Source organism: Saccharicrinis fermentans DSM 9555 = JCM 21142, from assembly GCF_000517085.1.
Lineage (GTDB): Bacteria > Bacteroidota > Bacteroidia > Bacteroidales > Marinilabiliaceae > Saccharicrinis > Saccharicrinis fermentans.
This window is the reverse complement of sequence record NZ_KI912107.1, coordinates 3,613,152-3,634,520: the sequence shown is the minus strand read 5'-3', so window position 1 is coordinate 3,634,520 and position 21,369 is coordinate 3,613,152. Positions and strand designations below refer to the sequence as shown.

14 protein-coding genes are annotated in these 21,369 nt (G+C 37.5%); 9 read left to right on the top strand and 5 right to left on the bottom strand.

Features of this window, described 5'->3' with window-relative positions:
* The first annotated feature begins 44 nt into the window (after positions 1-44).
* The 5 genes from CYTFE_RS30850 (at position 45) to CYTFE_RS0114740 (ending at position 12,654) form a co-directional block, all read left to right on the top strand.
* Positions 45-5,159, top strand: coding sequence for a glycoside hydrolase family 48 protein (locus CYTFE_RS30850; RefSeq protein ID WP_211238184.1), 5,115 nt, complete (start codon positions 45-47; stop codon positions 5,157-5,159).
* A gap of 210 nt (positions 5,160-5,369) precedes the next feature.
* A complete protein-coding gene (locus CYTFE_RS0114760; RefSeq protein ID WP_161636315.1) occupies positions 5,370-7,250 on the top strand; it encodes an Ig-like domain-containing protein in 1,881 nt (626 codons plus the stop codon).
* 223 nt (positions 7,251-7,473) lie between these two features.
* On the top strand, positions 7,474-9,711 hold the full coding sequence (locus tag CYTFE_RS28850; RefSeq protein ID WP_052343219.1) for a cellulase family glycosylhydrolase: 2,238 nt from the start codon (positions 7,474-7,476) through the stop codon (positions 9,709-9,711).
* Between the two features lie 621 nt (positions 9,712-10,332).
* Positions 10,333-11,853, top strand: coding sequence for an alpha-L-fucosidase (locus CYTFE_RS0114745; protein ID WP_027472400.1), 1,521 nt, complete (start codon positions 10,333-10,335; stop codon positions 11,851-11,853).
* A gap of 228 nt (positions 11,854-12,081) precedes the next feature.
* A complete protein-coding gene (locus CYTFE_RS0114740; protein WP_027472399.1) occupies positions 12,082-12,654 on the top strand; it encodes a hypothetical protein in 573 nt (190 codons plus the stop codon).
* Positions 12,655-12,900: 246 nt separating this feature from the next.
* Here CYTFE_RS0114740 and CYTFE_RS0114735 read toward each other — a convergent pair whose 3' ends face one another.
* The 3 genes from CYTFE_RS0114735 to rlmN all read right to left on the bottom strand — a co-directional run bounded on the left by CYTFE_RS0114735 (position 12,901) and on the right by rlmN (position 15,243).
* Positions 12,901-13,722: a hypothetical protein gene (locus tag CYTFE_RS0114735; protein WP_027472398.1), complete on the bottom strand. Its 822-nt coding sequence runs from the start codon at positions 13,720-13,722 to the stop codon at positions 12,901-12,903.
* An 86-nt stretch (positions 13,723-13,808) separates the two neighbouring features.
* Positions 13,809-14,129 carry a single-stranded DNA-binding protein gene (locus CYTFE_RS0114730; protein WP_027472397.1) on the bottom strand — a complete coding sequence of 107 codons (321 nt, stop codon included), beginning with the start codon at positions 14,127-14,129 and terminating at the stop codon, positions 13,809-13,811.
* Between the two features lie 70 nt (positions 14,130-14,199).
* Positions 14,200-15,243 (bottom strand): 23S rRNA (adenine(2503)-C(2))-methyltransferase RlmN, encoded by a 1,044-nt coding sequence (rlmN, locus tag CYTFE_RS0114725; RefSeq protein ID WP_200871436.1) that lies wholly within the window; start codon positions 15,241-15,243, stop codon positions 14,200-14,202.
* A 154-nt stretch (positions 15,244-15,397) separates the two neighbouring features.
* Between rlmN and CYTFE_RS28845 the strand changes: the two genes are divergently transcribed.
* Entirely contained in the window at positions 15,398-15,793 is a 396-nt protein-coding gene (locus tag CYTFE_RS28845) for an acyl-CoA thioesterase (RefSeq protein WP_052343218.1), read from the top strand.
* 14 nt (positions 15,794-15,807) lie between these two features.
* On the opposite strand, the gene CYTFE_RS0114710 is transcribed toward CYTFE_RS28845, so the two are convergent.
* Positions 15,808-16,470 (bottom strand): ferredoxin--NADP reductase, encoded by a 663-nt coding sequence (locus tag CYTFE_RS0114710; protein WP_027472395.1) that lies wholly within the window; start codon positions 16,468-16,470, stop codon positions 15,808-15,810.
* Positions 16,471-16,625: 155 nt separating this feature from the next.
* Complete coding sequence (locus CYTFE_RS0114705; protein WP_027472394.1) at positions 16,626-17,639, bottom strand: SRPBCC family protein; 1,014 nt, start codon at positions 17,637-17,639, stop codon at positions 16,626-16,628.
* Between the two features lie 319 nt (positions 17,640-17,958).
* Here CYTFE_RS0114705 and CYTFE_RS0114700 point away from each other — a divergent pair, with 319 nt between their 5' ends.
* The 3 genes from CYTFE_RS0114700 to CYTFE_RS0114690 all read left to right on the top strand — a co-directional run bounded on the left by CYTFE_RS0114700 (position 17,959) and on the right by CYTFE_RS0114690 (position 21,242).
* On the top strand, positions 17,959-19,542 hold the full coding sequence (locus CYTFE_RS0114700) for an endonuclease/exonuclease/phosphatase family protein (protein WP_027472393.1): 1,584 nt from the start codon (positions 17,959-17,961) through the stop codon (positions 19,540-19,542).
* A 95-nt stretch (positions 19,543-19,637) separates the two neighbouring features.
* Entirely contained in the window at positions 19,638-20,204 is a 567-nt protein-coding gene (locus CYTFE_RS0114695; RefSeq protein ID WP_027472392.1) for an RNA polymerase sigma-70 factor, read from the top strand.
* 51 nt (positions 20,205-20,255) lie between these two features.
* Positions 20,256-21,242 (top strand): FecR family protein, encoded by a 987-nt coding sequence (locus tag CYTFE_RS0114690; protein WP_027472391.1) that lies wholly within the window; start codon positions 20,256-20,258, stop codon positions 21,240-21,242.
* The last annotated feature ends 127 nt before the right edge of the window (positions 21,243-21,369 follow it).

The following is a 21,369-nucleotide window of genomic DNA, read 5'->3' as shown; positions in this document are numbered from 1 at the left end:
TGAAAAGACAACACATTCTCTGTTTCATTTTATTGGCAGCAAGTATGCTATCAATTAATGTAACTGCACAAAATGAGTACACGCAGCGATTTTTAGACTTGCGTGCAAAAATGAATGACCCTGATAACGGTTATTTCAGTAAAGATGGAGTGCCATATCACTCCGTAGAAACACTTATGTGTGAAGCTCCTGATTATGGACACGAAACTACTAGTGAGGCTTATTCATACTGGATTTGGATGGAAGCCATGTATGGAGGTATTACTGGGGACTGGACATACCTGAATAATGCATGGACAACCATGGAAGAAAAAGCCATTCCAACATCAGCTATGCAGCCTACTTCTAATGACTACGATCCTAGTGATCCTGCTGATTATGTTACTGAGAATCCTCTTCCAGATAATTATCCTTCTGCATTAGAGCCAAACATCCCTGTGGGTGAAGACCCTGTTTCTGCTGAATTAACAGCAGCATATGGCTCGGATGTTTATGCCATGCATTGGTTATTCGATTGTGATAACTTTTATGGTTATGGTAATATGGGAGACGGTAAAAGTACTCCAAGTTACATCAATACTTTTCAACGCGGTGAGCAAGAATCTGTTTGGGAAACAGTGCCACATCCATCTTGGGAAGATTTCTCATGGGGAGCTGACAATGCTGGTTTCTTGAGTTTATTTGTTGATGATCCAAATCCAACTAAACAGTGGAGATATACAAACGCTCCTGATGCTGATGCCAGGGCTGTACAAGCCATGTACTGGGCTGTTGAATTTGCTAAAGAACAAGGTTTAGATCCTAAAACAACTATTCCAACAGAAAAGGCTAGTAAAATGGGTGACTTTGTAAGGTTAGCCATGTTCGATAAATACTTTAAACCAATAGGGGCTCAAAATGTAAATGCTGCTGGAGCCACAGGTTACAACAGTGCACACTACTTAATGTCGTGGTATTTTGCTTGGGGTGGTCCTTTAGAAGCTAATAACTGGGCTTGGAGAATTGGTTGTAGTCATAACCACTTTGGATACCAAAATCCTGTAGCAGCTTACGCACTTAGTGAAACGGAAGAGCTTAAACCAGTAACTGCAAATGGAGCGAAAGATTGGGGTAAAAGTTTAGAGCGTCAGCTTGAATTTTATACCTGGTTACAGTCTGCCGAAGGTGGTATTGCTGGTGGTGCAACGAACTCGTTAAACGGTAATTATAGCGCATATCCTTCAGGAACAGCTACTTTTTACGGTATGGCTTACCAAGAGCATCCTGTATATCATGATCCAGGTTCAAACCAATGGTTTGGAATGCAAGCTTGGTCAATGGAAAGAATTGCCGAGTTATATTACATCGACAATAATGAAATGGCTAAAAAGCTATTAGACAAATGGGTCGCTTGGGTAAAAAGTGAAGTTAAATTAACTGATGATGGTGATTACCAAATTCCTGCTACTTTGAAATGGGAAGGTCAACCTGAAACTTGGAATCCTTCTTCTCCTGCAGAAAACACTAATTTACATGTTACGGTAACTGATTACTCACATGATGCAGGTGTTGCAGGTTGTTTGGCTAAAGCACTTACTTACTATGCAGCAGGTACTGAAAAATATGGTACGCTTGATGATGAAGCTCGTGAGTTAGCAAAACAAATTCTAGACCGTATGTGGAATAAATATTACGACGAAGATGGTTTAGGTATTACAGTAGAAGAAACTCGTAGTGATTACTCTCGTTTCTTCGAGCAAGAAGTTTATATTCCTTCTGGATACTCTGGTAAAATGGCCAATGGCGATGAAATCAAGTCTGGCGTTAAATTTATTGATATCCGTTCGGAGTACAAAAACGACCCTGCTTATGCTGATCTTAAAGCAGCATACGATGCTGGTGAAGACTACAAAGTTGCTTACCACAGATATTGGGCACAAGCAGATATCGCACTTGCTAATGCTGAGTATGGTAGATTATTTGGAGAGCAGAATGAAGTAGCGGCTACAGATCTTACTATCTCTCCATCATCATTAAACTTAGCGGTTAATAATTCTCAAACTTTAACAGCTACAGTATCTCCTGTAAATGCAACTAACAAAGACGTAATTTGGGAATCAAGTGATCCTACCACTGCTACAGTTGACGAAAACGGTAAAGTTACAGCTCTTACAGTTGGTAATGCAACTATCACAGCTTCTCTTGAAGGTAGTGAGTTGACAGCAACTTGTGAGGTTACAGTAACATTACTTAGTGATTTTGCTCAAAACGAGTATACACAGCGTTTCCTGGATTTACGTAACAAAATGAATGACCCTGATAACGGTTATTTCAGTAAAGATGGTGTACCATATCACTCCGTAGAAACACTTATGTGTGAAGCTCCTGATTATGGACATGAAACTACTAGTGAGGCTTATTCTTACTGGATTTGGATGGAAACTATGTATGGTGGTATTACAGGTGATTGGACATACTTGAACGATGCATGGACAACCATGGAAGAAAAAGCCATTCCTACATCAGCTATGCAGCCTACTGCTAATGACTACGATCCTAGTGATCCTGCTGATTACGTTACTGAGAATCCTCTTCCAGATAATTATCCTTCTGCATTAGAACCAAACATCCCTGTGGGTGAAGACCCTGTTTCTGCTGAATTAACAGCAGCATATGGCTCGGATGTTTATGCCATGCATTGGTTATTCGATTGTGATAACTTTTATGGTTATGGTAATATGGGAGATGGTAAAAGTACTCCAAGTTATATCAATACTTTTCAACGCGGTGAGCAAGAATCTGTTTGGGAAACAGTGCCACATCCATCTTGGGAAGATTTCTCATGGGGAGCTGACAATGCTGGTTTCTTGAGTTTATTTGTTGATGATCCAAATCCAACTAAACAGTGGAGGTATACAAACGCTCCTGATGCTGATGCCAGGGCTGTACAAGCCATGTACTGGGCGGTTGAATTTGCTAAAGAACAAGGTTTAGATCCTAAAACAACGGTTCCTACAGAAAAGGCTAGTAAAATGGGTGACTTTGTAAGGTTAGCCATGTTCGATAAATACTTTAAACCAATAGGGGCTCAAAATGTAAATGCTGCTGGAGCCACAGGTTACAACAGTGCACACTACTTAATGTCGTGGTATTTTGCTTGGGGTGGTCCTTTAGAAGCTAATAACTGGGCTTGGAGAATTGGTTGTAGTCATAACCACTTTGGATACCAAAATCCTGTAGCTGCTTACGCACTTAGTGAAACGGAAGAGCTTAAACCAGTAACTGCAAATGGAGCGAAAGATTGGGGTAAAAGTTTAGAGCGTCAGCTTGAATTCTATACCTGGTTACAGTCTGCCGAAGGTGGTATTGCTGGTGGTGCAACGAACTCGTTAAACGGTAATTATAGCGCATATCCTTCAGGAACAGCTACTTTTTACGGTATGGCTTACCAAGAGCATCCTGTATATCATGATCCAGGTTCAAACCAATGGTTTGGAATGCAAGCTTGGTCAATGGAAAGAATTGCCGAGTTATATTACATCGACAATAATGAAATGGCTAAAAAGCTATTAGACAAATGGGTAGCTTGGGTAAAAAGTGAAGTTAAATTAACTGATGATGGTGATTACCAAATTCCTGCTACTTTGAAATGGGAAGGTCAACCTGAAACTTGGAATCCTTCTTCTCCTGCAGAAAATACTAATTTACATGTTACGGTAACTGATTACTCACATGATGCAGGTGTTGCAGGTTGTTTGGCTAAAGCACTTACTTACTATGCAGCAGGTACTAAAAGATATGATACGCTTGATGATGAAGCTCGTGAGTTAGCAAAACAAATTCTAGACCGTATGTGGAATAAATACTACGACAAAGATGGTTTAGGTATTACAGTAGAAGAAACTCGTAGTGATTACTCTCGTTTCTTCGAGCAAGAAGTTTATATTCCTTCTGGGTACTCTGGTAAAATGGCCAATGGCGATGAAATCAAGTCTGGCGTTAAATTTATTGATATCCGTTCGGAGTACAAAAACGACCCTGCTTATGCTGATCTTAAAGCAGCATACGATGCTGGTGAAGACTACAAAGTTGCTTACCACAGATATTGGGCACAAGCAGATATCGCACTTGCTAATGCTGAGTATGGTAGATTATTTGGAGCACAAGATACCGTTGATGTAAGCGGACTTTCTATTAATCCAACGGTGTTGAGTTTAAGTGTAGGTAAATCTGAATCTTTAACTGCTACAGTATCTCCTATTAATGCAACCAACAAAAAAGTAAATTGGGTATCAAGTAATACATCCATTGCTACAGTTGATGGTAATGGCAAGGTTACTGCAGTAGCTCTTGGATCAGCTACTATTACAGCTACTACAGAAGATGGTGGTTTTGAAGCAACTTGCTCGGTTACTGTATCAACAACACCAAGTTATACTCTATTAATTACAACTACAGGAGAAGGTTCTGTTGAAATAGATCCTTTGGGTTCTGAGTTCTTAGAGGGTACATCTGTTACTTTAAATGCTATTGCAGGCGAAGGATACAGCTTTGTAAAATGGACTGGTGATCTAAGTGGATCAGAAATTCTTGCAACTATAGTTATGGATTCTAACAAAGAAATCAATGCAGTATTCGAAGAAGCTCCTGAAGGATGTCCTAATCCAATTTCAATTGGCTTAACTCATAAATATGACGGTGTAGGCGAGTTCTGTTGGGTTACTGACGAAGACATTTCTAATGTAAATTCTTGGAATGTTAGCAAACTTGAGATTAATGGTGTTGATTTCACTAATACATGGTCTAACTCAATGCCAGCAAAAGTGGATGGCAAATATGTAATTCAATATGTTGGAGAGTACGCTTGGTCTCATGCTGAGATTATTGGAGGAATCAAAAGTACTTTTGAAAGTAATACAACTACAGATGCTAAGGAGTTATTAGATAGCGAAATTAAGTTATATCCTAACCCTGCATCTTCTGAGGTAACTGTTTTTGGAGTAAGCTCGGTTAAACTTGTTAAGCTAGTAACAGCTTCTGGTCAAATGGTATTTAAAAGAAGTATGAATGGCGAATCGTCATTGGTTATTCCACTAGATGCTTATGGCAACGGTATGTATTTTATCTCTTTTGTTAATGTTGATGGTACGTCAACAACCAAAAAGTTACTTATTAAGTAATAAATAAGTTAATTTCAATATAGCACGCTCTGGTCCCTGTCTCTTTATAGTTTTTTAATTAGAAATTGGCAGGGACTTTTTTTACATTATTAGATAGCTAGTAGTTTCTACTGGCAGGAACGATCTAATTCATATGTAAGTGATTTTAAATTACTTGTATAAGAATGATTAACACTCAAAATAATAATGCTACAAACAACAATTAATGAAATGAAAAAGATATATTTACTAGTCTTAGCTTGTCTTTTTATAAATATTATTACTGCTCAGAAAGTCAAAATAAGCGGTAATAAATTTACTCTTAACGACAAAGAGATTTGGTTTAATGGAATTAACACCCCTTGGCATTTATTTGGCGATTTTGGAAGACAAGATTTTGTTCCGGAATGGTGGACTGAAGAGTTTGCTAAATACAAAGAAAACAACATTAATTTAGCAAGAGTTTGGGTTCATATGTCTGGTGAATTTAGTCCTAACATTGACGCTACAGGTAAAGTAACTGGCACCAATGATATTTTCTGGGATCATATGGATCATTTAATGGATGTATCAGAGCAGAATGGAGTGTATCTAATGCCAGCGCTCTTCTCTTTTGATATTACAAAAGATGGATATAAGACTACTGCTGAGTGGAGAAAATGGATTCAGAGTGAGGCAAATATCCAATCATACATTGACAATGTATTAATTCCATTGTTGAAACGATATGACAACAGACCGTATCTATTGGCTTGGGAAATTTGTAATGAGCCTGAGTGGATGTTTGAGAATACAGAGCATGGCCCTCAATCTTTTACCGATGTACAAAAAATGCATGCTATGTTAGCAGCAGCTATTCACGAAAACTCAAGCAAATTTGTAACAACAGGTTCGGCTGCTCCTAAATGGAATGCTCCTATTTATGATGATTGGGGCGATAATGAAGGTAACATGTTTTCTGACGAAGCTTTATCATCATGCATCAATAATCCTGAAGCCTATCTTGATTTTTACCAGTTCCATTGGTATCCATGGCAATCTGAATGGATGAAGTCTCCATTTACCATGACAACAGTGGAATATGGCGTTGACGACAAACCTGTAATTGTTGGGGAATCGGAAGGTAATGATGTATGCGACAAGTTCATTTGTCAAACAGTGAGTGAAATGTACGAAAGTGCTTTTAATAATGGCTTTGACGGAGTATGTGCCTGGAAAACGCCTCAAAATGATGGTCATGGAACGTTTGAAAACATTTCAAAAGCAACCAATAGCTTCTTCTCTAAATATCCTAACTTAATATATCCTGAAGGATATGAAGATGTTCCTGTTACTGGAATTTCTCTTAATATTGCTTCTGTAACTATAGAAGAAGGTAAAAAAGAAGAATTAGAAGCTATATTAGTTCCTAATAATGCCTCTGATAAAAGGGTAGAATGGAGTTCATCTGATGCTACTGTTGCGACTGTGGATAATGGAATAATTACTGCTGTTTCTGTGGGAGAATGTACTGTTTCGGTAAGTTCAAGCGATGGGAATTTTTCTTCAAATTGTATTGTTACAGTTACAGAAAGAGACCCAACAAACTCAACAAATATTGAATTAACGTACAAACATGACGGAGCAGGAGAATTTTTCTGGGTTACCAATGAAAACATTAACTATGCGAATTCTTGGAATCTTGACAAATTAGAAATCAACGGTGTTGATTACACTAACAAGTGGTCTAACTCAATGCCAGATAAAATTAATGGTACATATGAAATCTATTATGTTGCTCAATTTAATTGGTCGCATGTCGAAATTGTTGGAGCAAGCAAAAATGCTTCTGTAAGCAAAAGTGCTTCAGTAAGTAATGAGGATAAGGGCTTGTTAGATAATACTATTAAGTTATATCCTAACCCTGCTTCTTCTGAGGTAACTGTATCTGGACTTAGCGGTATTAAAATTATTAAGTTATTATCAATTTCGGGTGAAACATTATTAGAGCAAAGTATGAATGGGAAATCTTCATTGATTATTTCATTGGATGACTATTGCAATGGTGTATACTTTATTTCTTTTGTTTCGGTTGATGGTAAACTAACAACAAAAAAATTGCTGATTAAGTAATGTCAGCGACTACAACATTAAATCCTCTGTACCATACCTACCAGCCTGAAGCTTTTAGTTGACGAATAAGTATTCGGCTATTCAAAGATACTTATTTACTAAGCTAAAACTTCAGGCATTAAGTAGCACAATTATAGGAAAGTATTAAAAATCAGAATTGTCAATTCTGGTTTATTCAAATCCTTTCAGTGATTATGAAAAAATAACATTAAAAAAATATTGCATGAAAAAGATATGTCTATTATTAATAGTATGTGTTTTTTTAAGTATTACGAATGCTCAAATAGCAAAAACAAACAGTAGTAATTCGAATACACTAAAAACTGCCACCGAAACGTGTGTTAAAAACTATTTAACAACTAAAGGCAATAAATTATACGACTCTGGAGGCAAAGAAGTTTTCTTAAGGGGTGTAAATTGGTTTGGCTTTGAAACAGCTATGGGTTTCTTCCATGGTATATGGTCCAGAGATCATAAGAGCATGTTACAACAAATCAAAGATCAAGGCTTTAACTGTATACGCATACCTTGGAACAATGCTATTTTAACCCAGGATATTACAGGCGAAATTAATGCTTATGGTGTGGATCCGTATACGGGTGTTTCTCCAATGAACGAAGAAGAGGCTACCAAAAGTAGTCCACTTGAGATACTAGATATTACGGTTCAATGGTGTCAGGAAAATAACATGAAAATTATTTTAGACAATCACTCTCGCGAACCTGATGGATATATGGTTGAAGCGTTGTGGTATACTGCTAAAGTAAGTCACCAGAAATGGATTAGCGATTGGGTGTTTATGACTGAACGTTATAAAGATTACGATGCTGTTATAGCAATGGATATCAACAATGAACCTCATGGTGCATATGGTGCTGGTTCGCGTTGGGGAACCGGAAATCCGGAAAACGACTGGCGATTAGCAGCTCAAGAGTGTGGTAATGCCATACTTGCAGTCAACCCTGATGTGTTAATTATGGTTGAAGGAACCGAAGAATTCGGAGAAACAAGTTATTGGTGGGGAGGCAACCTTCAAGGTGCTCGTGAATATCCTGTTGTATTATCTAATCCTAACAAACTGGTTTATTCTCCGCACGAATATGGTCCAACGGTTCACAATCAAGAGTGGTTCTCTGCTCCTACATTTCCTGATAATTTACCCGATATTTGGGAAACTAACTTTAATTTCTTGCATACCAACAACACCTCACCTCTCTTTTTTGGAGAATATGGTATTAGAGATGCCGGAGGTAAAGATGAAATTTGGTTTGACAAGTTGATTGAATATATGGGAAATAAAGGACATCACTGGACATTCTGGTGTTGGAATCCTAATTCAGGTGATACTGGTGGTTTATTAGATAATCAGTGGACAAACGTTGTGGAATGGAAGATGGAAAAAATAAGACCTTACTTAGCGGATGAAATTCCTAACTGCCAATCCAGTGTGTCCGTTCCGGTACAGAGTGTTGCGCTTACGCCTGCAGCTGTTACATTAAACGAAACACAGGAATTTGTATTAACAACTTCGTTTACACCAAGTAATGCCAGTAATAAAAATGTAACGTATACATCCAGCAATGTAGCAATTGCAACTGTTGATGCTACTGGTACTGTGATAGCACAAAGTGTGGGTACCGCAACAATAACTGTAACAAGTGCTGATGGCAATTACACCGCAACAAGCCTGATAACTGTAAGCAATGAGGTAATTCCCAAATATACTTTAAGTGTATCTACTGAAGGGATGGGTACTGTAAGTATTTCTCCTGATAATACAACTTATACGGAGGGAAGCCAAGTTACGTTAAACGCCAATGCTACTGAGGGATATAGTTTTACTGGATGGAGTGGCGATGCAGCAGGAACCGAAGCAAACCTGAATATAGTAATGGATGGTGATAAAGTAATCACAGCTATCTTTTCCGCTTCTGACGAAATTTGCGATTCTCCTACACCTATAACTTTAAAATACTCACAAGATGGAGTTGGTACTTTTTGTTGGGAAACTGCTGAAGATATCGGTTATATGAACTCGTGGAACGTTGATAAGTTAGAAGTGAATGGTATTGATATTGCCAATGTTTATACCAGTTCGTTCCCTGATAAAATTAATGGTAAATATTATATACAGTATCAGGCATCTGTTGCATGGGCTCATGCCGAAATTGATAAAAATACAACAAAGAGCGCGACACAAACCACTGAGGTCAAAAATATGGCTACTACTGATAGCTTTAGTTTTTATCCAAATCCTGTTGAGCATCAAATAACTATTGTTGCTAACACAGATATTATTTGTTACGAAATATTTAATATTCTTGGCAAAAAAGTATTTGTTAAAAAGGTAAATGGTGCTAATAAGATAAATTTACAACCTGAACTTGCTAGTGGAATTTACATTCTTAAAGCGCTTAAAAAATCAGGTTCTAGTGAGTCAAAAATGTTAATCGTTAAATAGCGTTTGCAATAAAACCATCACTTTTTAAATCTTTGATCGGAAAGCTTCAAATACATTCCTTTTTTTTAATGGGGAGTTTACTTTCGAAAATGAGTGTTTTTATGACGAGCGTAACAAGGTCGTTGACTTTATAGACGAACACTAAATAAGGTTTAAATGATTTTAAAATTCTTATAATTTATTAGGGAGGCTTAGTCAATGTGCTAGCCTCCCTTTTTTATTTCGTTGCTACCAGAAAACCTTAACGAACTATTATACCTAAAACCTGTCTATAAATGACAAGATAACTACCCTTCTCTCTCAAGATATTTGTTCTTATCTACCCCAAAATATTTTCCTTATATGAACACGATCTGCGACGTCTTACTACTCAAATTTTTCCATCACCATATTTCGTAATTCTCAATAAATGAGTAATCCCCATTTAAACACCCAACTTTATGGACAGACATTACCCATACCATCACCCAAACATCATGATAACCATAAAAACACACTAATGTAGGGGGTATTTCATTCGTCACCCCTTTTCTGCTTAAAAGGAACCCTAAGGCCAATAAATAAATAATTATTTTCATCTTATCACCAGCTATAAAAAAATCTAAATCAAAATAAGGTAAAATGAAACCACTATTATCACTATTACTTATTGGTTTAGTACTGGCATCATGCGGTACGCAACCACAGGAGCAGAAAGAAGAAGAAGGAAAAAAGACAGATACCAAATACCAAGAAAACTGGGAGTCACTTTCAGCTCATAACGAAGCACCAGAATGGTTTTCTGATGCTAAATTCGGTATTTACTTTCATTGGGGCGTGTATTCGGTGCCCGCGTATTCTTCAGAATGGTATCCATACCATATGTACAGAGATGGAAAAGTAAAAGATTATCACATTAAAACGTATGGGCCACTATCCGAATTTAACTACCACGATTTTGTCCCAATGTTTAAAGGTTCGAAATTTGATGCTGAAGATTGGGCTCAACTATTTATGGATGCCGGAGCTAAATTTGCAGGCCCTTGTTCACAACATCACGATGGTTTTGCGATGTGGGATAGTGAGGTAAATCCTTGGAACTCGGTAGATAAAGGACCACATAAAGATATAACTGGACTGATGGCAAAAGCGATAAAAGACCGTAACATGAAGTTCATTTCCACCTTTCATCATGCGCGTAACTTACAACGTCATGGCGGAGATCCGGATAAATTTGACACTTATCACAGCCATTTTGCCCATGTTCCAGGAACAGCAACTGCTTCAACCGATAAAGAAATTGCAAAAATGTATGGCAATATTCCTGCAGGAGAATTTAACGAGTATTGGTTTGCGCAACTAAAAGAGGTTATCGACCAATACTCTCCCGACATTATTTGGTTTGATGTATGGTTAAGAATGATTCCATTAGAATACCGTCAAAAATTTGCAGCCTATTATCTTAACGAGGCCAAAAAGAAAAATCAAGATGTGATTATCGCTTACAAACAAGCAGCCCTGCCTAAATCGGTTGGTGTATTAGACATTGAACAAGGTGGTAAAAAAGACTTATCGGAATCTGTTTGGTTAACCGATATTACATTAAGTAACAAATCGTGGAGCTATATAGAAGGACAAACCTACAAAACACCTAAGATGGTGGTTAGAAACATGATTGATGTATGGAGCAAAAACGGTGTGGTACTGTTAAATGTTTCGCCAACCGCTGATGGTGTTATCAATCAAGAACAAAGAAGCACCCTAAAAAGAATAGGTGAGTGGATGAAAAAATACGCTGAAGCGGTGTATGAAACACGTCCTTATTTGATTAAAGGATTTGGTAATTCAAAGGTAGAAGAAGGAAAACACGGTGGTCAATCGGCAACTCAAAAATACACAGCAAAAGATGCTCGTTTTTTACAATCGAAAGACGGAAAGTTCTTATATCTTTTTGTACTTGGAGAACCTAAGCCAGGAAGCGTAATTTCAACAAAAGAATTAGGCGTACACAAATATTATCCAGAAGCCGGCATTAAAAAAATTACACTTATGGGATCAGATACGGAGTGTAAATGGGGCTTTGGAGATATCAACTTTGAGTTAACCGTTCCTGATGCAGAAATGGACGATATTGCGAATGTATTTAGAATGGAGCTTAACTAAGTTTCCTTTTCTACTAAACTTTATTTAAAAACATCCCGATATTCACTTTTGAGTCTCGGGGTATTTTTTTTAAATAAAATATAAATAATGTTTATTTACGACGAATAGAACTTCACGTACGGTTTGATGAAGGGGGCGCCGATTGTTTGCTTATTATTGTTACTTTTGAAAATAATGATAGGAGTGAGTTATCAGGCTCTTCTCTATGTTTTAATATAAAAAAGACCTATGAGAAACAAAGTGTTAATAATTCTAGTTACGGGATTTTTATTACAGGTAATTATTTCCTGTTGTGATTGTGGCGATCCACATACTTATGAGAATATTTATACTGGTGTAACAGTTATACCTTATGATAATTCAGGATTTTATCCGGAAATTGTTGTTGATACAGTTTATAAAAATGCCTTTGGTCTTGGCGTGCAGGTAGATTTTGAATCTAGGCAATACGCAAATCATATTAATCTTGGATTTACTTCAGCAATGGCATTTCAATGTGACTGTATTGAACCTGATTATTTATATTCAGACCCTATTAATCATATGGAGATTTTTATGATTATTCCAAATAGTCAAGTAGAAACGAATGTAACCGACCTTTTTCAAATTTACAATTACACAAATGAACTAATCTCATTGGATGACTTCTTTGCTCAACGAGAAGAGTGGCATGACGGATTTCAGATAGAACTAGTAAAGTATGAATCTATTCCTAAAAGTGTTATATTTAAAGTAGAAGTATTCTTAGAATCAGGAAATTCATATTTGGACCAAACCAATATCTTAAATTTTTATCAGTAAAATTTTGGGATAGCTCGTTTAATATTGTCGCCGAAACTTTTGTTTCGGCAAGTGAAAAGAATAAATTGCTAACCAAAAATTGGGTACAAAATCTGCATAAAAAACATACCGTATTACTCGTATTGGTATTTTTATTGATAGGGTTGTAGCTAGCTTATAAAAGCAAACCTATTTTCATTGTCGTATTCAATAAAATATTTGCGTGGCAATTTACATTGCTGGCCTTGTAAGCAATTAAAAAAAATCTTATTTCAATCTATTGAGTTCTTTTTTCACATTATCTATTTCCTTTTTTATACGGGCAATATCTTTAAGTACAAAAGATATTTCATATCCGTCGGCAATGGCTTCTTTATCAAATTTTTCCATCACGATGTAATAATTTTTTTTGCCCATAAACTGTACTTTTAATGGTTTGTTTACGTTTTGGGCAATAAAATCTATGATACCGTTGTCAGCTCCATTTTTGTAGTTCACCACTTCCCAATAGGTTCCTTGGTCTTCAAACTGTATGTTGTCAAAAGCGCCTTCCGGTATTTTTTCACTGGTAACAGATTGTCCTTTGTTGTAAACTTTTATTTTATTGTGATGTATATAGCTGTTTCCGGAATATCTACTGGATATATAAAAATTACCTTTCATATCCAGGTGGGCTCGCAGATATGTTCTGCTGTATGAGTTTTGAGGTTTTTGTCGTTTGTGTATGAGTATTTCTTTCTTACCATAGTCGTTACTCACAATAAAGTTTTTCATCAATGCTTTTAGTTCTTTTTCTTTTTTGCTGATGGCACTGTCCAGAAATGTCAGGTTTCGTTCCTGTTCTCCAATTTTAATGGTCCTCATGAGATCTTCAGCGCGGGCTACAAACTCTATTTCTTTGGGGAATTCGGAGATAATGGAATCTAGAACGATTTTAGCATCGTTAAATTGTTCCTGAGAAAACAGTTCGTGGGCTCTTTTAAATTTCTGCTGTGCTATTTCTTGTGGTGTAGGTCCACAGGCTACAGTTAATAGCAATGTTGAGATAAAAAGGAGCCGTTTTACCAGTGTATTGTGTTGTGTCCTCATCTTGAATGATTTTAAAGAATAGATGACACAAAAATAAAAAAACCGACCATATATGTCGGTTTTAATGTTAATAAGTTCTTGGTTATTTAGTTTAAAAACTCAAATTCCTTGACGGTTACTTCTAAACCAGATTGTACTTCGCCATCTTTGTTTTGGTAACCAGAGCTGTGCGGTTCTCCTTCGATGAGGATTTTTTTGCCTTTCTTAATGTATTCGGCAAATTTAATGTCAGAATCTTTGCCGCGCCATATGGCGGCTCTTATCCATTCTGTTTTTTCAACCTTTTCGCCTTTGGAATTTTTGTAGTTTTTGGAAACGGCTACATTAAAGTTGACCACTTTCCCGTTTCCTGTTTCTTTTACTGTGGCATCGTTGCCAACGTTTCCACATAAGATCAGTTTTAACATATCAAGCAATTTGTTTGATTAAACATTTATCCAATTTACTTGAAAGTTTAAAAAATGTCAATAGCCAGTTTTAAAAATCTTTTTCCAAATCTTCTTTGAGTAACTTCTTGGTGCTGAGCAATCCACAAGCTGCATAGATGTCTTCTCCTCTGGATTTGCGTATGGTGGTGATAACGCCTTTTTTCTCCAAAATATTTTTAAAAGCTTCCATGGTATTGTGTTGGGAGCCTGTGAGTGGGGTGTCTGGTATGGGATGGAATTTAATCAGGTTGACCCTGGATTTTAGTCCATCAACCAATCGGACTAGTTCGTTGGCGTGTTCTTTAGTGTCGTTCACACCCTCAAACATGATGTACTCGAATGATATTCTTCTTTGTCTGCCGAAGTCGTATTCTTTTAATGTTTCAATAACAGCTTCAATGGGGTATACATTTTCAATGGGCATCAGTTCTTTTCGTTGATCGTTGAATGGACTATGCATACTGATGGCCAGGTGGCATTCGCTTTCTTCAATAAAGCGTCGCATGGCAGGTACCACACCAATGGTTGATACATTTATTCTGCGAGGACTCCATGCGAAACCCCATTCGGAGGTGATGATCTCCAGGCTTTTGAGTACTTCAATAATGTTGTCCATAGGTTCACCCATGCCCATATAAACCAGGTTGGTTAATTCATCGCATTCGCTTATGCTTACCATTTGATTGAGTATCTCACCTGCACTTAGGTTTTTCTGAAAACCTTGCTTTCCAGTCATGCAGAACAGACATCCCATTTTACATCCCACTTGTGAGCTTACACATAATGTTTTTCTATTTTCAGAAGGGATATAGGCTGCCTCAATAAATTGTCGGGTGCTGGTCTGGAAAAGATATTTTTTAGTGCCATCCACCGATTCCTGTACATTATCAAAGGGACTGAGACCGATTTGGTATTTCTCATTGAGTATCTCTCGGTTCTTTTTGGAAAGATTGAGCATGTCGTCTATTGTGCTTACCTTTTTTTTATATAGCCAGTCTGCAATTTGTTTTGCGGTAAATGCCGGAAATCCATGTTCTTTTACAACTGTCTTCAGTTCTTCTAATGTTTTTCCGAATAATGCTTCTTTTTCCATGATCATCACTTATCAATAATACATATCATTATGTCGACAAAGGTAGTATTTCTTTTATTTTTATACTTACTTTGTTGGGGGGTTATGGTATATAACCAATTAAACTTTTGATACATTATCCGGGTTAAATGTGCTTTATAAAAGTAATAGGGTTATGAAAATTTTTACTCAGCCTATCAATATTAGGTTTTTCGATATAGACATGAACCACCATGTTAACAATTCCGTGTACTTTACTTATATGGAAAATGCACGTACAGAATTGTTGATGGATGAATTTTTGGGTTGTAAAGAGCAGGGTTTGACCTTTGTGATTTCTGAGACCTCATGTAAGTATAAAAATCCGATGCGCCTTGGGGATCGCGTCATATGTGAAATGGTATTTACCCTGAAACGACCCGTTCAATTTGAAGTGACCTATACATTTAAGAATAAAGATAGCAACCAGGTATATGCTGTTGGGTATACGCTGGTTGTGATGATCAATGAAGCTAAAAATAGACCAGTGCCCATTCCTCAGGAGTTTATAGATCTTTATGTTAATACGTGATTTTTTGCCTCCTGTTAAAAGTATATTTCGGCCATGATGTTTTCAAATTCCACTCCTTTGCTTAAAATAATGTCGCGAACCTCTACTACCATGTCCGGGTTGCCACAAAGGTAGTACTTAAAGTTTTTGGGTAACTCATCTTGTTCTTTAAGCCAATGGGTGAGTCTTCCTTGTATAATTTCTGGGCCGGTTTCTTTGGTGCAAAAACGCAGATAGTTGTCTTTTAGTTTTTCTTTGAACAGATCTTGAAACAAAAAATGATTCAAGGTTCTGGAGCCGTGGAGGAATTTTTGCGGTGATTTTATTCCTGATTCGAGCATTGACACAAAGGGGGCGATGCCTGTTCCGGTGGCGATCCACCATTCTTCACTGGTTGAAGGAGTGAATTTTCCAAAGGGTTCAGAAACCAGTATTTCATCACCTACTTGGGCAGTGGATAATAGCGGGGTGAGAAGTCCGTTTGGATACACATCAAATAGAATGCGCATGGTGTCGTTTTGGTTGCCTCCTGCAATGCTGTATAAACGGGGGTCATCCTGGTTGTTGAATGAAACAGCTACTACCTGACCTGGAATAAAGTCAAATTGACGTTTAAATGCAACTGTGAAATAGCCGGGGGTGATCTCATTGACTGAAGTAATGGTATGAGGGAATAGTTCTTTTCTTTTTCTTGTCATGGATTATTTATTTTTTGTTGAAACATTAAAAAGCCGCACTTTGTTTAACCATCCCTAAAGTATTAAGGAAGCAACTTTAATGATGAGGCTGCTGGTGTAAGTTCGTTTTTGGTGTGGCTTTAAAATGTTAACAGAACAGGATGCAAGGATCATTTTTATTTTATGGGCATATAGACTTCGGTCACCCATTTTCGTGGGTCAGGTTCATCTTGGGGTTTGTTTAAATAGATTTCGTAGGGTGGAATATCTTTGTTTTCTTTGATTTTGTGGGTTCTAGTATAGGTCATACCAGCAGCCCATGCATTGCCAATGTGTTGATAATCGCCCGTAAATTTTATTTTTAATGCTTTGCTTGCAGCAATATCTCCAGTATAAAATGGAGCCTCAGCTTCAAAACCCTCTTTGATGGGTATAGCGGCTGAATATTCTACCTTTCCTTTTATATAATCGAACACGTGGTAAACCGATAATGCTCTTTCGTGATCCATGGAATGGTTCATAATATAGTGGTTTAGTTTAGTGAATGAAGATTTCATATTAGATTCAACATCATCCATGGTACAGGCTACTTTTTCTCCCATGTAATGGATGGCGGGTGCGTCTACGATACCTACTATCTCCACTTTAGAGGCCACATATCCTTTTTCAGCTAATTCTTTGATCATCTTGAGTCCTCGTTCATAGTCCATGCCGATCCAAGTGTCCATCATCTGAGTCATAAAGCGTAGGTAGAATGGCATCTCACCTTTCATTCCCCATGTTATATTGGTTGTAGAATCGTTGATAGTGTTGAATTGCCAGTAGACAGAGGAGCGTGACTCCATGGGGGCCTTAAATAAAATCTCTTGTTCAATAGCTAGGCCTTGTTCTATTTTAGTATGGCTGATACTGCCTTCTCCAACTAGTTCTCCTATCCAGCTGTAGGTGTCGTTTATGCTTTTGCCACTGCCGGTTATTTCTACTTTGGCATCCGGCTCCATAGATAACCAAGGCGACCACGCAGTCCATTGGTTAAAATCCTGCACTAAAGGAAAAACTTTGTCCTGGGAGGTGTTGACAATGATAGAGCGCTGAACGTCATAGGTGCTTTCGAGTGAAGAAAGCCATATGGCTGCCGATCCAAGGGCAACGATGGTGACAACCAAGACGGTAATTAATAATTTTTTCATGATAATGGGTTTTTTAGATGATGTAAAAATATACCTTCAATAGCCGAGCGGAAACGAGCCATCATGAAATGATTGTTATGGCGAGTTTTGTAGAGCTATTGGTAGGCAAAATTAAACTTTTGAAATTAGGTAATTAATTTTATTTGTTCAATATTTAGGGTGTGATTTAAATGATTTAAACCGGTGTTGTGAAGATTAAGTTGGGAGATGATACTATGTTAATATTTTGTTTTTTAGGCAAAATACGTTCGTAAATACGTAACCTTATGAGTGTTTTTTTCGAACAAGTTAAACATGTACCTAGTACTCATTTTGATTTATGAACAAATCGCATAAATATATTGCATTCGCATTTAGTGCCTTGCTAATCACTTCGTGCCATTTCTTTCATTCCACAGAAAAGATTCCCTCTGTTCCCTTACTGTATTTTGATTTTAATGGAGATAATACCTCTTCGGGTATTGAACCCTTTCGTATATATGGCAATCAGGAGATGTCTTATGATAGAGGATTAAAGGATTCGTGTTTGGATTTAACGCAGACTTCGTTTCATCGAAAACCAATTGTCATTGAAACCAAAGGAGAGTTTATTCCGCAGCAGCAAAACGCCTTTTCAGTGATGGTGTGGGTGAAGATGCAAGAGGATGATCATGAAGTATATGGTATTATAGGAAATAAGAGTATTGGAATAGCTACCGAGAGAGGTTGGGCTGTTTCAACAACTGTAACGGGGGCCTGGCAGTTGGATGTTTCGGATGGTTTTCAGTTACATAAATTTACGGCAACACCTGTTCGTCAGCGTATTAATGATGGAAAGTGGCACCAGCTGGGGTTTATGATGGATAAGAATGAACAGGTGGCTCGTACTTATTTTGATGGTAAGCTTGTGGGGGTGTTGAGTTTAGATGGTATTCAGGGCTTTGATGCCGATTATAACCTGCACATCGGATGTAATGCAGGTTCGGTAGATTATACCATGGATACTTTTAATGGGATGATTGATGAAGTAGGGATATGGTCGCAAAAACTGACGGATGAACAGTTTGCAGAAGCCTATTCTTTTATTAAAAAGGAACGTTTAGGCATGCCTGATGAGGCAGGAGATTTCATAAAAGTAATGACCTGGAATATTTGGAATGGAGGCAGACAGCAGGGGAAAACGGTTGGGTTGGATAAAATAGCAGGCTGTATTCGAGAGAATGGAGCCGATATCATTGCGCTTCAGGAAGAGTTTGGGTCCGGAGAATATTTGGCCGATAAATTGGATTTTTATTTTTATAGAAGAAGTCGTAACCTGTGCCTCTTGAGTAGATATCCGCTGGGGAAAAGTTTTAATATTTTTAAAGCTATTAATGCAGGCGGTATTGAGGTCTTGTTGAGTGAAAACAAACACTTGGTGGTTTGCCCTGTTTGGCTAAGTTTTAAACCTAATATTAAAGGCCTCTTGATGAATGAAAGTATAAGTACCGATACTATACTTCACCTGGAGAACTCTACCCGTGGAAATGAAGTCCGCTTTATTTTAAGTGAATTGGGACAGTTGAATAATGAGTTTAATTCCAGTCCTTTAATATTGGCAGGCGATTTTAATAGTGGTTCACACTTGGATTGGACTGAAAGTAATAAGCAGAATAAATTTAATAAGGTGCTTCCTTTTCCTTCTACTCAAAAAATGGAACAGGAAGGCTTTATTGATGCTTTTCGTGAGATGTGGCCCGATGAATCTGCTGTCCTGGGGAATACTTATTCTCCTATTTTTAAGGAAGGCTATAGTGATCGCATTGATTTTATTTTCTACAAAGGTGCCAGGCTTAAAGCTACAGGGGCAGCCGTAATCGATAGCACAACTGCACTATTCCCCTCTGATCATGCCGCTGTTATTGTTACTTTTCAATTGCCGTAAAAAAGCGTAAATTAAGAGGCGTTCAGCAATATTTATTTTGTAGGATAGGGGTAAACGAGTGTTTCCTTTGTCTTATTATAAAGGTTTATTCTTGCATGCGTCAGTCTACTACTCAAAATAACGATCAAAGGCTTTTTAACCGGATTAAGGAAGGTGACGAGAAAGCGTATGAACAGTTGTTTAAGCAATACTATGTCAGTCTTACTGCATTTGCAAATACCCTTGTTCATGATCTGGATATGGCAGAGAGTATTGTGCAGAATGTATTTGTGAAGTTGTGGGAAAAGCGAAGGCAATATGAAATTACCGCTGTAAAATCTTATTTAATAATTGCAGTGAGAAACAGCTGTCATAATGAGTTAAAAAGAGTGCAGCATGAAAGAGACTTTAAAAATACGGTCTGTATGGAGGATGTGGTGGAGATGGTGAACTATTCCGACTCGGGTGTCATGGAACATATTGCTCAGGTGATAGAGTTATTACCGGAACAACGTAGAAGGATTTTTAAATTAAACAGGTTGGAAGGTCTGAAGTATCGTGAAATAGCAGAAAAGTTGAGTATTTCTCCTAAAACAGTTGAAGTGCAGATGGGGAAAGCGCTGAAGTTTTTGAGAGTGCACTTGTTAGACTTGAAAAAGCAAGTGTATTATGTTGATAACTGATGAATTAGATGCTAAATATAGTGTTGTCTATGGGTGTTTTAATGGTTTAATATGCGCGATAAAGCAATAATGATGAATGATAAGCTACATATAAATTGGGATTTGGCGGCTAAGGTGTATTCGGGAGAAGCATCGCAAGACGAAGTGAGAGACTTTGAAAAGTGGATGGAGGAAGGAAGTCATAGAAATGAGTGGCGTCAGATATCCGACAATCTGCATATGGTGGACCATACATTGGTGGGCAATAGCGTAGATCTTCATAAAGCATGGGATGATGTAAGGGCTAAAACCCTGGGTAAGCAGAAGCGTTATGTTCATCTGGTGTATGCCGCTTATGGGGCTGCGGTGGCCTGTGTGATTGCGTTGCTTATCTTGTTTGTCAATCCGTTTTCAAATGATGTGGGTAATAGTAAGCTTATTACAGCGAAGAGTGATGAGGCGATTGAGATAATTAGTTTGAACGATGGCTCTGTCATCGATTTAAATAGAAATAGTAGTATCGAGTATCTGCAGTCATTTGGTAAAGATGATAGGTCGGTTTCATTATATGGCGAAGCTTTTTTTCATGTGGCCGCAGATACAACTCGTCCGTTTGTTATCCATACCAGTCAAATTCAGATTAAGGTGGTGGGAACCTCTTTTAATGTGAAGGCTTTTGCGGATGCTCTGTACACAGAGGTAAGTGTGAATTCTGGAGAGGTGGAGGTGAGCTCTCTGTTGAATGTGAATAATCAGGTGGTGTTGCGTGCCGGAGATAGGGCCGTATTTAATGTGAAGGATCATTCGTTGGTTAAGATGCAGGTGGATAATGATAATTATATGGCCTGGAAAACAAAGAAGTTCGTATTTAAACGGGATAAGTTGGCGGAAGCAATCGTCTTGATTGAAGAAGTGTATGATGTGACCATAGAAATACCTGAAGGTCTTGATGTGGAGAATCATGTAATTAGCTCTACCTTTGATAGGTATGACATAGCGCATGTGATGGATGTTTTAAATGAACTTTATGGAGTTGATTTTCATTATCATAAAAATTAAATTCCTGAAAATTATTATATTAGTGTAGACGCTGTAGACTTGTTTTATGTAAGAAATGGGTGCACGAAAGGTATATCACCCTTATGGGCGTGGTTTTATTAGTAATGTGTAGCAGGATAATTATGAC

Excerpts from the sequence above, each read along its gene's own strand:
- CYTFE_RS30850 (WP_211238184.1), top strand. The coding sequence starts at position 45 with ATGCTATCAATTAATGTAACTGCACAAAATGAGTACACGCAGCGATTT.
- CYTFE_RS0114760 (WP_161636315.1), top strand. The coding sequence starts at position 5,370 with ATGAAAAAGATATATTTACTAGTCTTAGCTTGTCTTTTTATAAATATT.
- CYTFE_RS28850 (WP_052343219.1), top strand. The coding sequence starts at position 7,474 with ATGAAAAAGATATGTCTATTATTAATAGTATGTGTTTTTTTAAGTATT.
- CYTFE_RS0114745 (WP_027472400.1), top strand. The coding sequence starts at position 10,333 with ATGAAACCACTATTATCACTATTACTTATTGGTTTAGTACTGGCATCA.
- CYTFE_RS0114740 (WP_027472399.1), top strand. The coding sequence starts at position 12,082 with ATGAGAAACAAAGTGTTAATAATTCTAGTTACGGGATTTTTATTACAG.
- CYTFE_RS0114735 (WP_027472398.1), bottom strand. The coding sequence starts at position 13,722 with ATGAGGACACAACACAATACACTGGTAAAACGGCTCCTTTTTATCTCA.
- CYTFE_RS0114730 (WP_027472397.1), bottom strand. The coding sequence starts at position 14,129 with ATGTTAAAACTGATCTTATGTGGAAACGTTGGCAACGATGCCACAGTA.
- rlmN (WP_200871436.1), bottom strand. The coding sequence starts at position 15,243 with ATGGAAAAAGAAGCATTATTCGGAAAAACATTAGAAGAACTGAAGACA.
- CYTFE_RS28845 (WP_052343218.1), top strand. The coding sequence starts at position 15,398 with ATGAAAATTTTTACTCAGCCTATCAATATTAGGTTTTTCGATATAGAC.
- CYTFE_RS0114710 (WP_027472395.1), bottom strand. The coding sequence starts at position 16,470 with ATGACAAGAAAAAGAAAAGAACTATTCCCTCATACCATTACTTCAGTC.
- CYTFE_RS0114705 (WP_027472394.1), bottom strand. The coding sequence starts at position 17,639 with ATGAAAAAATTATTAATTACCGTCTTGGTTGTCACCATCGTTGCCCTT.
- CYTFE_RS0114700 (WP_027472393.1), top strand. The coding sequence starts at position 17,959 with ATGAACAAATCGCATAAATATATTGCATTCGCATTTAGTGCCTTGCTA.
- CYTFE_RS0114695 (WP_027472392.1), top strand. The coding sequence starts at position 19,638 with ATGCGTCAGTCTACTACTCAAAATAACGATCAAAGGCTTTTTAACCGG.
- CYTFE_RS0114690 (WP_027472391.1), top strand. The coding sequence starts at position 20,256 with ATGCGCGATAAAGCAATAATGATGAATGATAAGCTACATATAAATTGG.